Raw genomic sequence first — 14,792 nt, forward strand, 5'->3', positions numbered from 1 at the left:
GGTGGGGTGCTGCTTATTGGTCAGTCAGTCCGGGACCGAGCAGCTCAGAGTTCGAGCACGGTTAGGCTCCGGTCGCTGAACAGCGAGCGGACCTGCACCCCGTTGCTGGTTGACCTCCAATGGAGCTCGAAAGTCTGGTCCACGAGGTTCAATGGATCCACGATCGCCCACCACACCATCGGGAAGTAGTCGGTGGTCGTCGGCTTGATCGTCCACGTATTGCCGGGGACCACCGAACCGTTGCGATACAGGGTGAAGCGGCCCTCCACGTTGGCAGCGGACATGGACACGGTCGCCTTGATGAGCACGAGCATTGGCCGCATGCGGGAGAGCACCTTGACTCGCATCTCTGGCATGAGCGCTTCCGTGAGCCCAGCGTAGACCGGCGACGAGGTCGTAATCACAGAGCGGTGCAGCGTGCGCGGTGTACCCGAAAACGCCTGAGGGGTGGCCTGGGGGCTGGGCACGAACCGCGCGCCGCCCTGTCGGACATGGCCGAACACAGAGGCGTAGGAGGATGCCCCCGGTCCCGTGAAGTCCACCTGGTTGACCGTGAAGGCCACCAGGCCGTCAGAGGCGCGCACGTGAAGGTTTCGCAGCGCCGTGAAGTCAACGACGGCGTCGGGGACTCGCTCGGCGGCGTACAGCTCATGAACCTTGTCGTCCGGCGTGACAGCCCACAGACGCACGGCACGGTCCTCCTCGTCACCGAAGTTCACCTCTACGACGCCGCCAATGAGGATCGTTCCGTCCGCCATGTGCGCCGTGTACCAGCCTCCGATGGGGAGGTCTCCAGCGACCTCGATCACGGTCCCTGCGAGGTCGCTGGGGTGAGCCTTGAAGATCGCAGGCTTCCGGGCGGGCGCTCCGCCCGCACCGTCCTGAATCCAGTAGAGCCACCCATTTCGCTCAGTGAGCCCCACGGCCCGCCAGATTTGCGCGTCCGGGTCGGGAACGGCGGGCGACTTCCGCACCCAAGCGCCGGACTCCCAGCGCCAGAATCCACACTGGAGGTGATTGTCCCCGGTGTAGAGCCACAGCCCGGAGGGCAGCGACTTGATGCCGTGAATGTGTCGGATGGTCGGCTGCGGGTCACCTGCGTCAGAGGTGGCGAAGGTTGAATGGACCGTCCACGTAACGCCGTCATCGGTAGAGGCGTAGACCTTGTTCCCCCCGCCGCCGTAGCGGGCGGCATAGAGCGTTCCACCCGCGTCCTGCGTGAGGCCCTCTTGAAGGATGCCCACTCCGGGGTCGAGTCCGCTGACCTGAGCCCATGTAGCGCCGGCGTCAGTTGAGCGGTACAGCCTCCCGCCGTTGGAAGAGCACAGCCACGCACCTGCTGCGGTGTACCACAAGTGGCCGGGACTGTTGGCGGGGTCAACAACACCGATGGTGGTCCACGTCTTGCCCGAGTCGGTTGAGCGCGCGATGGAGGACCCGGCCGCCGAGCCGAGCACGGCGGCGATCATGTTCCCCGACCCCGGCTCAAAGTTGAGGAAGGCGTAGCCCTTGATCGTGTCGACGTGGGCGAACCCCAGCGGCGGCGCGAACTGGGCCGACGCGGGGGCGGCGGTGCGCGCCACCGGGGCGGCGTCGATGCCTGCCACGATCTCGCCCGTAAGTTCACGTGCGAACTCGGACTCCTTGTCGCGCGCGACCGACGTCATGATCCCGTCGTTCGTCGCCTGCACAGCCTCGACAGCGGCCTTGTGCGCCTCCGCGGCGCTGGCTGCGAGCTCGGCCGCCTCCCGCTCGGCGACCGTCTGGGCGCGCACACCCTCAGTGTCGGTGAGCACCTGCACCGCCGAGCTCGCGGCGCCCTCCGCGGCGTCCTTCGCGGCCAACGCCGCCGGCGTCACGTCCCCGATGTCGCCCTTCTTCCCCGGGTCACCCTGACGGCCGAACACCTGCGTCGCGATGATCTTCCTAGGCACTCTGCGTCCCCTCCTCGTGCACGATGACCACACCAACAGCGAGCACGAACGGCTCACCGTCCTCGGGGTCGACCAACTCGATCTCGATGCCGTACCGACCCGGCACCACCGGCGCCGCCATCACCGCGGCAGTCACCTCACCCACCAGCCGGCCCGGCTCGAACCGGAACGACCCCTGACCCGCGGACGGGGCGGAGTGCAACGTCAACACCGGCTCGCCGCCGGTCTGCGGCACCAGGTCCGCCCGCGCCACCCACTCACCAGCCGGATCCTCGGTCGGGTCGAACGGCCGACCCTCGAGGTACAACCCGACGTGGAACGCCCCGGAGTTCCCCATCCAGAAGTGGATCGGGGTCACCTCGACAACGTCGCCGTAGACCGCCTGGGCCGTCACCTCACGCCTCCCGTGGGTGGTAGTGCAACCAGGCGCAGCCACCGGCGCACGTCAGGGTCGCGATCACCCAGAGGCCGATCGCGATGACGGACGCGCGGTAGATGCGGATCACGACTCGTCCTCCTCACCGGTGATACGCGCCTGCGTGATGGAGTCGGCGCGCAGCTTCCCGGTGTAGATCAGGCCGCGGGTGATCAGGGTGCCGTCCTGGTGGATCCGGTAGCCACCGATGCGGATGTGCCCGGTCTCGTCAGGTCGGTGGTCGTCCGGGTCCGCGGCGAGCCACGGCACGAAACGCCGCAGGAACGCCTCGACCTGCGGGAGCGCAGAGACGCGCGCGACCGCTCCGGCGACTGCGAGAACGCCGACGAGCCACGGCAGGGACTCGGGGTCGAGCCCGGTCGCCTCCACGAGGATCGGGGCCATGACGGCCAGCGCGATGAGTGCCTGGACGATGGTGCGGACGGTGGTGCGCCACGGGCGGGCGACCTGGGTGGGTGTGCTCATGACTCCTCCTGCGGGGTGAGAGCGGCGGCGAGTTCCGCCTCGAGCTCGGTGATGCGCTGCTGCGCGGCGACGAGCGCGACCGCTGCCAGCCGGGCCTCGTCCTGGGCGGCGCCCTGGCGTTCGATGGAACGCTCGAGCGCGGCTGCGATGCGGTCGTACTCGGCGCGGGGAACGGTCTGCTCGGGTTCGCCCGTGGTCTCGTCGGCCATCACTTCACCTCGAGCTTCCGCAGCGCGCGGTACGACGCGGCGCGCGCCTTGGCCCACTTCTGTGCCTTGGCGTCGCGGTTGAGCCACCGCTTCGCGTGCCGACGGATCGCGGCGGTGTCGCCGTTCTTCGCCAGGCCGTCGGCGAGTTTGCGCCGCTGCTTGAGCGTCCTGGCATTGAGGAACCGGGTGACGCCGGGGGTGGGGTCCGGCGGCAGCGACTTGGGGACCGTCACGCGCGGCCCGTCGTCGGGGCCGTTGCTGGCGAGCCCGTTGCGGCCCTGCTCCCACGCGCGGACCTGGTTGGCAGCCGACGGGTGCAGGTCGGGGTTGCCGTAGTCGATGGCGTGGATGTGCGGGTCGAACCCTTGCGCCTTGGTGCGGTACCAGGCGATCAGCCCGGCCTCGCGGAGCGCCTTGACTGCGGCCTGCGGGGTGATGCTGGCTGGCAGGTCGTAGGTGCGGAGGTCGATCACGCCCGCGCGGTCGTGCGTGCCTGCCGATGCCTTCGCCCCAGCCCCGCCACGGTAGGAGCCCTGGACGATGACGAACTTGTGGCCGAGCCGGCGCTCGGCCGCGCGGAGCTTGGCGAGGGTGCGGGAGTCGACGTCGAGCGGGCGGCCAGAGGTGTCCCGGCCGAGACTGATGCGCTTCATCGCTCGCCCCACTCCTTCGCCCACTGCCGCTTCTCGATCGCCCGCGCCTGGTGACGCTCTCGCGGTCCGGGCTTCATGTGGAGCGCAGTGCCGCGCGCGCAGTGATCGCAGCAGCCGTGCCACTTGGTGGCTTTCTTGCGGAGCATGTTGGCCATTAGTCGTCGCCTCTCTCGTCGTGAAGCAGCTCGATGGGTGGCGCGGCCCAGGTGCCAGCGACGACGACGTGGCCGCAGTCGCGACAGGCGGTGGGTGCGGCGTATCCGGTGACGCGGCTTTCACGGTCAAGCACGACGGCTTGGACGGTGAACCACGCGCCGTCGCACTCGGGGCAGGTGAGGCCGTCGTAGGACACGGAGCCCGCGCCTCCGCTGCTGGTGAATTCGATGACGTTGGCCACGGTTGCCTCCTGGCAAGGGTGAGCGGCCCACGTGATGGCGCGGGCGAGACGGATGCGGGTACGGGCGGCGAGGCGGTGGGTCAGGGCGCGGAGTAGCGCTTGCGGAGTCGGTGGAGCATCTCGATCAGCGCGGCCCACACGCCCACGCAGACGAGAGCCATCCCGCCGATGCGGATGGCGTTGCGCCCCCAGTAGTCCGACCCGAGCAGGAAATACAGGCACCCGACGGTGACCATGAGACCTACGCCGAGCGCCTTGACGAACAGCGCCCGCCCGGTGCGCGAGCGCCAGAACGGCGCCGACACGATGTAGATCACCGGGTACGCGACCGCCGCGGGCCAGGTGATGAAGAACAGCGCCTGGTAGATGCCATCCGCGGTCATCGACCCTCCCAAAGCATCTCGACGGTCTCGGCCCAGTGGTTGCGGCGCTTGCGTCGCTCGAGGGAAGGCACCACGCGGTTGGCGCGCCGCTCGAGGTCGGCCAGCTTCTCCTCGGCCTGCTTGATGCGCTGGTCGACCTCGCCCTCCTCCTGCGTCCGCCCGAGAATCCGCCGCCAGAGGGTCATCGCCTCTTCCCCCTGCCGCTGCCAGGGTCGGGGAGCTGCTCGATGACCTTGTGTGCGACCTCGGCGCCGACGGTGGTTCGCTCGGCGACACCGAGGGCGGAGAGCAGCATCTCCTCGAGCTTCTCGACGCGCTTCTCGGCGCGCTTGAGCCGGGTGTGCCACACGAGCTTGTCGGTGATCACCAGCAGCGCGATCACCGCGAGCACCGCCGGCGTGGACAGTTGGGCCACCGAGGAGATGCCTGCCCACTCCATCAGCCCTCCGCCTGGTGCTGGGCCTGCTCCTGCGCCGCGATCAGCATGTCCCGCTCGGCGAGGAGCTGGTCGCGCTCGGCGGTCACCGCGGTGAGCTGGGTACGGAGCATCGCCAGCCCCACAGCCTGCTGAGCGACCTGCTGGGCGAGGTCGTTGACGACCGCCTGGGGGTCGACCTGCGTGGGCTCGGGCTGCTGCTGGGTCACGATGCCTCCAGGGCTTCGACTCGGGTGATCAGGTCACGCACGAACGGAATCCACGCCACGCCGATGCGGTCGTACAACACGCTGCGCGGGGTGCCTTCGCGGTTGTCGTAGTCGACGAACAGCGTGGCGCCGGCGTCGTACACTTCCTCGGCGATCAGCCCAGGCCAGCGGCGAAGTGGCTCGAACACTTCGATGGCCGAGCCGTCTCCCGCGCAGTCACTGGGGTCGTCCGGTCCGCCCCCGAAATACGCGGCCAGGGCTTCTGCCGGCGCTCGGTCGAACCACGTCTGTACGTCCAGGTCGAGCAGCGCCTGGAGTTGGTCGTTCCGTGCCGGCTCGATGGCGACCTTGATGGCCCGGCGGGACTCGGTGTTGGCGAACACGGCAGATGACGCGTCGGTGTTGATGCGGACGTTCGGGGACCCACCTGAAGCGAAGTTGGTCGTCCGAGGAGATCGGAGATACCCGCCAGCGGTATCGATCGCGAACCCGTTAGACCCCTGCACCTTGAGCACACCCGCGAGGACATCGAGGTTGCCCTGCACGAGAGCGGGCGCGTTGATCTGAACACGACCACTCTGCTCAATGTCGATGGACGACGAGCCGGACGCGAGCCGGATGCCGACGCTGCTGCCGACGACCGCACCCGACGTCCCATAGGTGCTGTTCGAGAAGACCAAACTGCCGGCCGAGAGGGCTGCGGAAGCTCCGCCCGAGGCGCTCGTGAAAGTGCCGAGGCCGGTGTTGCCGTTAACCTCGAAGCGCAGGTTGCCGAAGGCGTCCCATGCCCGCAGCGTGTTGGTCCAGCCGTCGAGTTTGATGCCCCGGTTGGCCTGGCTCATCGTCTGGATCTTCGGGCCGGTGATCGTCTCCGCAGTCAGGTCGACCGCCCGCAGCGCACCGATCCAGGCGTCGTTGGCCAGCAGCGCCGCGGTGGTCAGGTAGTTCGTCGCGAGGTTGCCGGTCTGGATCTCGTTCGGCCCGATCATCGTCCCGGTGATCTTCGCCCGCGCCGTGCCGGCGACCCACCCCGACGGGATAGCTGCACCCACCGCGTTGATCGCGATCGTCGCGAAGTAGTACGTCACCCCAGACGCGAGCGGCAGCCCGTCGGGGCGCTTCGTCGCGAAGAACGTCCCGGTCTGGGTCTCACCGATCAGCGTCGCCGGGTTCCCCGGGGTCGGGGCGGGTGCGGACGCCGACGTCGCGAGGTGGATCTCGAACATGATCGGACCGCGGTACCCCGGACCCGGGTCGATCCCCGGGACCGTCACGAGAGCGGCCTCGATGGACGCCTCCACAGTCGGCAGTGGGGAGTACGGCGGCGGTGACGTGTCCCCGGTCTCCGGTGCCTCCGTCGGCGGCGGCTCCGGGGTCTCCTCGGGGATCTCGATGATCGGCGCACCAGGTGCCGGCAGGTCACCGCGGAAGATCGCCAGCACCCGCTCCGCATCGCTCATGGGTGGCTGGCCCATCGTCAGCGTCGCCGTCACCCCGTCCGGGGCAGCTGAGGCGGTCACGGTGGTGATCTGCAGAACCTCGCCGGTGACGTCGACGTGCGCGAGGTAACCGGGCCGGATCTCCCACGGCTCCACCTCGAGACCCGTGACCCGGTCGAACACCAGCCGCGACACCTCCGCGGTCGCCGATCGGGCACGTGCGCGGAGCCGCTCGAGCTCGTCACGACCGGCCTCGTATGCCTCCTCCTCGGTGGCGTCGTCGCCGGGGACGGTGATCGGATCAGCGACCCGGACCCGCGCGCCCTCGTCAGCAGAGGGGTCGTCGATGGTGACCTGCAGGCGGTGCAGCCCGCCGTCCTGACGCCAGAACACCGTGATGCGGGAGGGCGGGGTGTCGCTGGACCCGGGCCAGGCGAGGTCGTCGAGGTCGTCGATCAGGTCGTACCGCGGCTCGTTGGTCGGCCAGGCGCGCCAGGAGAACCGGCCGCCGGCGTCGTAGGACCACAGCATGTTGGTGTCGGCGTCGCGGAGCCGCTGGAGGAGCTGGTCGATGCGGATCCCGGTCGGCCAGGCGGCGTCCTCGATCGGGATGCTGGAGTCCTCGACGATCGCGAGCGCCGGGTCGATGGGTCCGAGGAGTCCGCGGCCGAGGAGGTCGTCGATGATCTGCGCCGACGTCACGACCGGGGTGGCGGTGACGGGAGTGCCGTACCGGTCGACGCGGGACCCGGCGACGGTCAGGCCGGTGATCTGGACCAGGGCGTTGCCGGTGAGGACGTTCGTGGCGCCGCCGGTGCGGACCAGGGAGATCCGGACGACGTCAGCGTTGGCACCGAGCTCGGGCGGGCCGTAGCTGTAGGTCGTGGGGCCGGTGGCGAGGGGCTGGTCGATGGTGGTCAGCACGGTGTTCCCCGCAAGGCCCTGCACCCGGAGCGCGAACCCCGGCTCCGGGGTGACCGGGCCGGTGGCGGTGAACGTCACCGACCCGACGTTCTGCGCCGCGTGCTGCAGCAGCCGGTACTCCATGCCCGCGGCGGCGCCGGTGCCGAGCACGTAGCCCTGAGGGTGGGCGAGCTGCCAGCCGTCTTCGACCTGGTCGACGCGGGCGGACTGCACCGACGCAGCGGACCGTTGCCACGACCCTAGGTCGGCGTCGCTGTAGACGAGCGCCTCGACAGCGTCCGCGGCGAGCGCCATGGTGCCGACGAGCTCGGACTCGAACCGTTCCCCTTCGCCGTCGGAGCGGGCGTCGGGGAGCCCGAAGAACCCCTCCCACACCGGCTCACCGCGCGTCGAGGTGACGTACATGCGCGAGGAGTCGCCGAGGGTGGGGAACGTGTCGAGCGGCAAGGTGATCGTGACGCGGCCGGTCGCGCACCCGCCGACGGCCTCCCACGTCAGCGACGGCGACCCTTGGACGTGGTCGGTGACGTCGAGGTCGACGGTGCCGTCGACGACCCGGTACGACAGCCCACCGTGGCCCATCTCAGACCCCCCACAGGTAGCGCGGCTGGTAGGACACCCGGACCGTCGTGGTGGATGCGGCGTCGTCGTTGCGGCCGGCGAGGCCCAGCGGGTCGACGTTCTGCGCGACCAACAGGTGGTTGTCGCGTCCGGGGTGCAGGTGCGGCCACCCACCGGACGCGGCCGGCGGCGGTACGGCGGCGTCGGCGATGACGGCGCGGGCCCGGCGGGCGTCGGCGTTGACCGCGAGCCGCGTCGGGCCGGTGCCGCCGTCGCGGGCGGTGAGCTTCAACAGGTCGGCGTCCCACGCCCCGTCGACCAACAGGAGCCGGTCGTCGAGCCGCAGCTCCCCACCGGGCCGCGCGCGACGCGCGGCGATCACGACCGGGACCGCGGGGGCTGCGCCGAGGCCGTCGTCGTCGGGCATCGGGTAGGGCAGCGACCCGAGGTCGACCCACCGGACCTGGTCGGTGCACTGCACCAGCACCGGCGGCATCGCCAACCCACCGACCACGGCCCGCAGGAGCACCGCACCAGCACCCGGAGTGGCCCCGACCCGCAGGAGCGCGCGTCGGCGACCCTGCGGCAGCACACCGGGCTCCCACGTGCCGACCACGGCCCAGTCCGCCAGTCCGCCGGAGGTGGGCCGGTACGACCCCGCCAGGTACCCCGCAGCGGTGACCGCCGACCCGACCGCCGGGCCCCACGATCCCGCGGCGTGCACGGTGGCCGCCTCGTTGGTGACCGCGACCAGGGGCCCCAGCATCCCGCCCGCCGCGGCCTTCTCGACCACCACCAGCGCCGGCGCCGGGACCTCCCCGAGCACCGGCGGCAGCTTCACCTGCATCGGGTGCGTCCCCGCGATGGGCGAGTTCGTGACCGTCACCGGGTCCATGTCGACCCGGGGGCCGAGCGCGAACGGGTCAGCCGGCACCGACAACGTCGTACGCCATGTGTCGCTCTCGGCGTCCCAGTAGACCTGGTTCAACGACACCTGGTCGGCGGACGCCGCGTAGGTGTGCAGCCACCGCGGCTCCGTGCTCGGGCTCAGCTGCACCCGCAGCCAGTTCTCCTGACGCGTGAGCTCCCTCGCGAGCAGACCGAGCAGCGCCAGCGCGGCAGCCTTGCTGCCGGTCACCTTCCACGGCAACGACTGCGTACGGACACCCCACGCGCGGCCCCGCGCGCCCGGCTCCCCGTCGAGCTCGGGCATCCCGAACCCGAACCCGTCGACGAGCACCCGCGAGTCTGCCAGCTCGATGCCCTCGGCGTTGAGATCGAGGCGCACCTCGGCGTCAGCGGACGGGCCGGCGGTGAACTGGAACCGTGGCCACGTCATCAGGACCGTCCCTTACTTCTGGCGGCCTGGGCCTTGTTCGTCTGGATGATCCCCGCGGCGACACCGGCCTTCGCGCCGGCCTGGGTGCCGCGCTGGACGGCCTTCTCGGACTTCGTGATCTGCTGCTGCGCCCGCGCCTCCGCGCGCGCCTCGAGACGCTCCATCCGAGCGGTCTGGCTATCCAGAGTGCGCTCGAGTTTCGCGATGGTCGCCTCGTACTTGGCGATGTCGTTGGCGGTCACGGCGCCGGCTGCCCACCCTCCGGCGGCGCCCTGAGCGGTACGCATGTCCTGCATGAGCTGCGCGAACGCCCGGACCTCCGCGGCGGTGTCGAGGTCGCGCAGGGTCTGGATGTCGGCCTGGGTGGCGAGCAGCTCGATGACGTCGGTCGAGAGTCCCGGGACGAGCCCGACCACCGACTGCAGGAGCCGGTCGCGTTCGCGGGTGTCATTGAGGTTGGCCTGCATCTGCAGCATCGCCGCGGCGAGCCCGCCGCCCTCGGCGCCGAAGGGGTTGGCGTCGAAGATGCCACCGACGGCCGACGAGATCCGCTGCGCACGCTCGCGGAGCTGCTCGAGCGCTTCCTCGTTGGCCTTGAGCTTCTCGGTGTTCGTCTCGAAGCGCCGGGCGAGCAGCACGGACTGCCGCTGCAGATGTGCGAACTGCTTCGGGACCTGCACGCCGGCCTCGCGGAGGCCCTTGCGGAAGGTCGCGAAGGTCTGCCGGATGTCGACGGGGCTCATGCCGGTCTGCAGGTCGAACGACGACACCGCTTCGCGTCCGTCGCGACGAATCTCGCGTGCCCGCTCCCGCGCCTCGCGAATCGGTGCCCGGAGGGCGGCACGCCGGTCGCGCTGCGCCTCACGCACCATGAGCTCGATCAGCTGCCGCTCAGGGCCGACGATGCGGTCCTTGCCGGTCGCGGCGAGCTGCTTGTTGAGGTCGCGCAAGGTCTTCTCGAGCCGCACGATCTCGATCTGCTGGTCGAGGGTGTAGCGGACGGCGGTGCCGCCGCGGGCGAGCCCGACAGTGCCGCCGTCGGCGAGACGGCCGGCGTTGATCGCCTTGAGGAAGGGGCGCCACTGGTCGGCTTGGCCGTTGCGGTTGCTGATGACCTCCTCGCCGGGGGCGAGCAGGTACGGGTAGCGGTCGACGTACGGGCCGCCGTGCGGGACGGTGGACCCGTCAGCGGAGCCGGTGCCGGTGAAGTTCCTCGGGTCGATGCCGGGCTGGGGCACCTGGACGACCGAGCGGCGCACGGTCACCGTCGGCGACACATGCGTTGCGCCGATGAGGCGCAGCGAGGTGAGGATGTCATCGGCTGCGCTCTGCGCGCTGGCCATGAGGCGGGTCGAGACCGTCGGCTCGACCTTGATCCGGTCGGTCTCCCGCAGCTTCTCAGCGAGGCGCAAGATGGCGCGCTCTGCCTCGACGTTCCCCATCAGCGCGACGAGGGTCTCGATGTCGCGCGGGGTCAGGCCGTACTTCTCGTTCAGCGCGACAATGTCGCCCTCGGTCTGCGGGATCCCCTCGGCGCGGATCTCGGTTTGCACATCTGTGGGGAGCTTCGCGAACGACCGCGCCAGGTCCTCGAGAGTGGGACCGACCCCACCGAAGGCGTCGATCGTGCTGCCGACCTGACGCTCCCACGCCTCGAAGTCCTCGACGATCCCGCGGATCTCGGTCTTCGACGAGTTGGCCAGCTCCGCCATCCGGGCAGCGCCTTCCGGGCCGGCCGCCTTCAGCTCGGCGATCAGACCCTCGGACAGACCCTTGCGCGCGGCCTCCGCAGCGTTGACCTCGAAGTCGCGCAGCGCCGCGGTCTGCTCGCGCAGCGACTCCCGCCACTCCGCCATCGACACGTCGGTGTCGAGCAACGCCTTGCGCCAGTCATCCCCGAACGACTGGGCCACGTCCCGGGCAGCGTCGCGGGACTCCTCGAGCGCCTCGCGCATCTGCTCGTGCTGCTTGATCGACGCCTCGATGCTGTCCGCGGTGACACCCTGGCTCGCCGCGAGCTCCTCGCTGGCACCGGCGGCGTCACGGTTGGCGTTCTCCACCCCGACGATCGCGTCGAGGTACCCCGGGACGAGGTTCTCGATCTCCTTCAGCGTGTAGCCAGCGTCCCGCGCGGTCTGGCGGAACAGGTCGTAGCCGGCCGCGGCCTCCTCGATCTGGCCTTCCTGGACCATCGAGGCCAGCGTGGCGTCGAACTGAGCGAACGACTCCGCGGCGAGATCCCAGCTCTGGGTCGCGCCGGGCACCCAGGAGGTGAGCTTCTCGAACCCGCTGGTCTGCATCGCCTCGAGCGCGCTGGCGAGCCCGTCGATCTGGGCGGTGATCTTCAGCGGCCCGGAGAAGGTGCGGGCGTCGCGGGTGAAGATCTCGTCGAGCTTGGGCGCGCCCTTGACGGTGTCGGCGAGGTCGAGGACCGCGGCGCGGGTGCGCTCGAGGCCGGGGGCGGGGTCCTTGTCGCTGTCGATCTGCGCGGCGATGTAGAACGCGGCGGCGAGGCTGGTGGCGAAGCCGAAGGCCTTCCCGAGGCCCATGACCGCCGAACCGGTGGCCCGCGCAGCAGCGGTGGCACGGGGCATGTCCTTCGCGAGCGTCGCCATCGCAGCGCGGGTCTCGATGATGCGAGGAGCGGCGAGGAGGAACGCCCCGGCGGCGAGCGCCCCAGCACCGGACAGGCCCGTCAGCGCGGCGATCGCGAGCTGCACCGGCGCGGGCAGCGACTCGATCATGCGGAGCGCGTCCGCGGTCTCGTTGGCCAGGTCGACCAGGAACCCGCCGCCCTGCGGTCCGACCAGCGGGGTGGTGACAGTGGAGGCGAGGTCGCGCCACGCGGCCTTCACCCGGTCGATCGCGCCGGCGTAGGTCTGCTTGACGTTGTCCGCCGCGCCACCGAACCGCTCCTGCATACCGGCGGCGAGCGCGTCGAGAGCCATGCCGGCGTCGAGCGACCCGGCAGTGATCGCCTCACGGACCTGCGCCCCGGTCATCCCCATCTGGGAGCCGATGAGCTCGGCGGCGTTGATACCGCGCTGACCGAGCTGCATCAGGTCGACCGCGGTGATCTTCGACGCGGCCGAGATCTGACTCATGATGTAGGAGATCTCGGCGATCTGCTGGTTGCTGCCGCCCATCGCGGCGACCGACTGCTGCACGGCGTCGAGGTACGGCAGGACCTTCTGGGTCTCGATGCCGAAGCCGATCATCTGCTGCTGGGCAGAGATGAAGACCTGCTTGGCGAACGGGCTGTTGCGCGCGAACGCGTCGAGCTGGTCCATCTGGGCGTTGGCCTGCTCGGCGCCGCCCAGGAGCGTGGTCATCGCTGCGCGGGAGGTCTGCTGCAGCTGGTTGTATGACACCCCGGTCTTCAGGACCAGTGCGGCGAGACCGGTGATCGCGAGGCCGTACCCGGTGGCGGCCTTGCCGGCGGTGTTCCACGCGTCGGCGTTGTTCTTCGCGGAGGCGGTGACCTCGCGGCCGAGCTGCTGCGCGCTGGTCGCGACACCACGCAGGCCGCCCGTCTGGCGCGCTGTTGAGCGCTCCATCCGGGCGGCCATGTCGTCGGTTGCCTTGCCGACCCGCAGGGCTTCCTGCAGGTACTGCGACGCCGACATCGAGAGGCGTACGACGACCGACCGGGACTCAGCGGACAACGCACACCTCCCTCACGTCAGCGCGGTTTCTTCTCCGGCGGTTCCGGCCGGGCGGTGGTGACGCCGATCTCGAAGGGCTTCAAGGGGCCCTTCGAGTCGGGTCGGGTGTTCACGACCTGCGGACCGACGCGGTACGACACCTGCTCGCCCTTGATGGCAGTGCAGGACTGGCACACGACCTCGGCGTCGTCGGGCTTCGCGAAGAAACCCGACATCCCGGCATGCCACGCGAGCTCCACCGGCACGTGACAGCCCGGGCACTCCATCGCCTCGGCCTGCTCGAGCGCCTCGATGAGCCGGTAGTCGTCGCGCACCCACTCCGGCGACGACACCGCGCGGGTGATGCGGTTCGGGTACTCGGGGTCGTCGTAGAAGTAGTGGGTCTGCCGGACCCGGTCGCCGAGGTAAAGCGTGGGCGGGATCCCCAGCGACCGGGCCTGGATCAGCGTTCGTCGGAGCCCTGCTCCAGCAGGGTCTGCGAGAAGCCGGGCAGTTTTGGGACATCCACCCCGTCCTGGGTGCACGCCGACTGCGCTGCGTTGGCGAGCGCACCAATCTGACCGTCGGCCAGCTTCCCGCGCAGCTGGCGCACCTGGTCCTCGGTGAGCTCGGGCTCGACCGCGCACGCGGCGATCAGCTTGTCGCTGTACGCCGTCCAGCCGGCGCGGTCGTCGGACTTCTTCGGCTGGTGGCGTCGCACGAACGCGGCGTACGCGTCAGAGTCCAGCCCGCGCAGCTTCACGCGCCACGCGTCCTTCCGACGCGCGGCGGCGATCTGGCGCAGACGCTCGGCGACCGCGACCGCGCGGCCCTGCTCAGCGACGGAAGCCTCGGCGTTGACCTCGCCCTTGTAGTTCACCAGCGTGGTGAGCTCCTCGAGCAGTGCCCGCTCCTCGCCGGCGAGGTCGCCGCGGAGGTCGATGGTGACGACCCGCTCGGGGCGCCGCAGGACCCTCAGGACGTCCTCGAACGAGAACGTGCCGGCGGTCTCGGTGAACTCGGGGGTCTCGGGGCGCTGGAACGGGTTGGGCGGGGTGGCGGTGCCAGCGTCAGTGGGGTCGGTGGTGTCGCCGACAGAACGGTCAGACATGGGTGCTCCTGGTGTCGAGGTGTGTCGAGGTGTCGAGGTGTCGAGGTGGTGGCGCTGAGAGGGGGAGGCGGGCGCCTCGACGTCGCCCGCCACCCCCGTTCGAGGAGGCGGCGCTAGGTGCCGCCGTGGGTCACGGCCCAGCAGCGGGCGCGACCGTGATGAAGTCCCACGCCTCCTTGACCTGGGCGGGGACCCGCATCTTGATGTAGCCGCCGGTCGGGCCCGGGCGCCGCGGCGTGTCGGTCTCGATCCGGGCGCCGAGGCGGATCTCGTCGCCGGCCTCCCACGGGTCGTCGGAGTCCTTGCCGGTGAGCCGGGAGTAGACCCACACCGTGGTGAGCTTGACCTTGAGCGCCGCGAACAGCGCGTCGAGGGTCGGGTCCGGGTCGCCGGTCTCGTCGAACTCGCGGAAGATCGTGGCGCCGAACTCGTAGTTCCCGGCGCCGTACGTCGGGGAGTTGTTCTTCTCCCCGACGGCGCGCTCCGCGAACGTCTCGGAGTCGACCGCGCCGAAGGCCCAATCCTCGGCGAGGATGCCCTTCGCGGCCTGGATGCCGGCGGCGAGCTCGGTCACCGTGGGCGAGGACGGGTCCTCCGGCTTGGTGGTGAGGATGGCGATCTTCTCGTGGCCGTCGGCCAGTGAACGCATGAC

The 14,792-nt window shown here is 70.3% G+C and carries 16 protein-coding genes; all 16 read right to left on the reverse strand.

All coding sequences use genetic code 11. The annotated features are described in order from the left end of the window. Positions 1-44: 44 nt before the first annotated feature. The 16 genes from J2S59_RS00895 to J2S59_RS00970 all read right to left on the reverse strand — a co-directional run bounded on the left by J2S59_RS00895 (position 45) and on the right by J2S59_RS00970 (position 14,789). Positions 45-1,934: a WD40/YVTN/BNR-like repeat-containing protein gene (locus J2S59_RS00895; protein ID WP_306824719.1), complete on the reverse strand. Its 1,890-nt coding sequence runs from the start codon at positions 1,932-1,934 to the stop codon at positions 45-47. Next, positions 1,927-2,328, reverse strand: coding sequence for a hypothetical protein (locus J2S59_RS00900; RefSeq protein ID WP_068117353.1), 402 nt, complete (start codon positions 2,326-2,328; stop codon positions 1,927-1,929). Before J2S59_RS00900 ends, J2S59_RS00895 begins: the two co-directional genes overlap by 8 nt. Positions 2,329-2,436: 108 nt before the next feature. Then, positions 2,437-2,835 (reverse strand): hypothetical protein, encoded by a 399-nt coding sequence (locus J2S59_RS00905; RefSeq protein WP_220138296.1) that lies wholly within the window; start codon positions 2,833-2,835, stop codon positions 2,437-2,439. Further along, positions 2,832-3,044: a hypothetical protein gene (locus J2S59_RS00910; protein ID WP_068117355.1), complete on the reverse strand. Its 213-nt coding sequence runs from the start codon at positions 3,042-3,044 to the stop codon at positions 2,832-2,834. The genes J2S59_RS00905 and J2S59_RS00910 overlap by 4 nt, the downstream gene beginning before the upstream one ends. Further along, complete coding sequence (locus tag J2S59_RS00915; protein WP_068117358.1) at positions 3,044-3,697, reverse strand: hypothetical protein; 654 nt, start codon at positions 3,695-3,697, stop codon at positions 3,044-3,046. Before J2S59_RS00915 ends, J2S59_RS00910 begins: the two co-directional genes overlap by 1 nt. A 154-nt stretch (positions 3,698-3,851) precedes the next feature. Further along, positions 3,852-4,094 (reverse strand): hypothetical protein, encoded by a 243-nt coding sequence (locus tag J2S59_RS00920; protein WP_068117361.1) that lies wholly within the window; start codon positions 4,092-4,094, stop codon positions 3,852-3,854. Positions 4,095-4,174: 80 nt separating this feature from the next. Then, positions 4,175-4,477, reverse strand: coding sequence for a putative phage holin (locus J2S59_RS00925; RefSeq protein WP_068117365.1), 303 nt, complete (start codon positions 4,475-4,477; stop codon positions 4,175-4,177). Next, on the reverse strand, positions 4,474-4,662 hold the full coding sequence (locus J2S59_RS00930; protein ID WP_068117368.1) for a DUF7620 family protein: 189 nt from the start codon (positions 4,660-4,662) through the stop codon (positions 4,474-4,476). The genes J2S59_RS00925 and J2S59_RS00930 overlap by 4 nt, the downstream gene beginning before the upstream one ends. Beyond that, on the reverse strand, positions 4,659-4,916 hold the full coding sequence (locus J2S59_RS00935; protein WP_068117371.1) for a hypothetical protein: 258 nt from the start codon (positions 4,914-4,916) through the stop codon (positions 4,659-4,661). Before J2S59_RS00935 ends, J2S59_RS00930 begins: the two co-directional genes overlap by 4 nt. Then, a complete protein-coding gene (locus tag J2S59_RS00940; protein WP_068117374.1) occupies positions 4,916-5,122 on the reverse strand; it encodes a hypothetical protein in 207 nt (68 codons plus the stop codon). The genes J2S59_RS00935 and J2S59_RS00940 overlap by 1 nt, the downstream gene beginning before the upstream one ends. Then, complete coding sequence (locus tag J2S59_RS00945; RefSeq protein WP_068117377.1) at positions 5,119-8,067, reverse strand: hypothetical protein; 2,949 nt, start codon at positions 8,065-8,067, stop codon at positions 5,119-5,121. Before J2S59_RS00945 ends, J2S59_RS00940 begins: the two co-directional genes overlap by 4 nt. Position 8,068: 1 nt before the next feature. Continuing rightward, positions 8,069-9,385 carry a hypothetical protein gene (locus J2S59_RS00950; RefSeq protein WP_068117382.1) on the reverse strand — a complete coding sequence of 439 codons (1,317 nt, stop codon included), beginning with the start codon at positions 9,383-9,385 and terminating at the stop codon, positions 8,069-8,071. Continuing rightward, a complete protein-coding gene (locus tag J2S59_RS00955; RefSeq protein WP_306824720.1) occupies positions 9,385-13,050 on the reverse strand; it encodes a tape measure protein in 3,666 nt (1,221 codons plus the stop codon). Before J2S59_RS00955 ends, J2S59_RS00950 begins: the two co-directional genes overlap by 1 nt. Positions 13,051-13,067: 17 nt before the next feature. After that, a complete protein-coding gene (locus tag J2S59_RS00960; RefSeq protein ID WP_068125071.1) occupies positions 13,068-13,382 on the reverse strand; it encodes a hypothetical protein in 315 nt (104 codons plus the stop codon). A gap of 110 nt (positions 13,383-13,492) precedes the next feature. Then, positions 13,493-14,140, reverse strand: coding sequence for a hypothetical protein (locus tag J2S59_RS00965; protein ID WP_068125073.1), 648 nt, complete (start codon positions 14,138-14,140; stop codon positions 13,493-13,495). Positions 14,141-14,270: 130 nt separating this feature from the next. After that, complete coding sequence (locus J2S59_RS00970; protein ID WP_068125075.1) at positions 14,271-14,789, reverse strand: phage tail tube protein; 519 nt, start codon at positions 14,787-14,789, stop codon at positions 14,271-14,273. Positions 14,790-14,792 lie beyond the last annotated feature (3 nt).

This window comes from Nocardioides massiliensis, assembly GCF_030811215.1.
Taxonomy (GTDB): Bacteria; Actinomycetota; Actinomycetes; order Propionibacteriales; family Nocardioidaceae; genus Nocardioides_A; species Nocardioides_A massiliensis.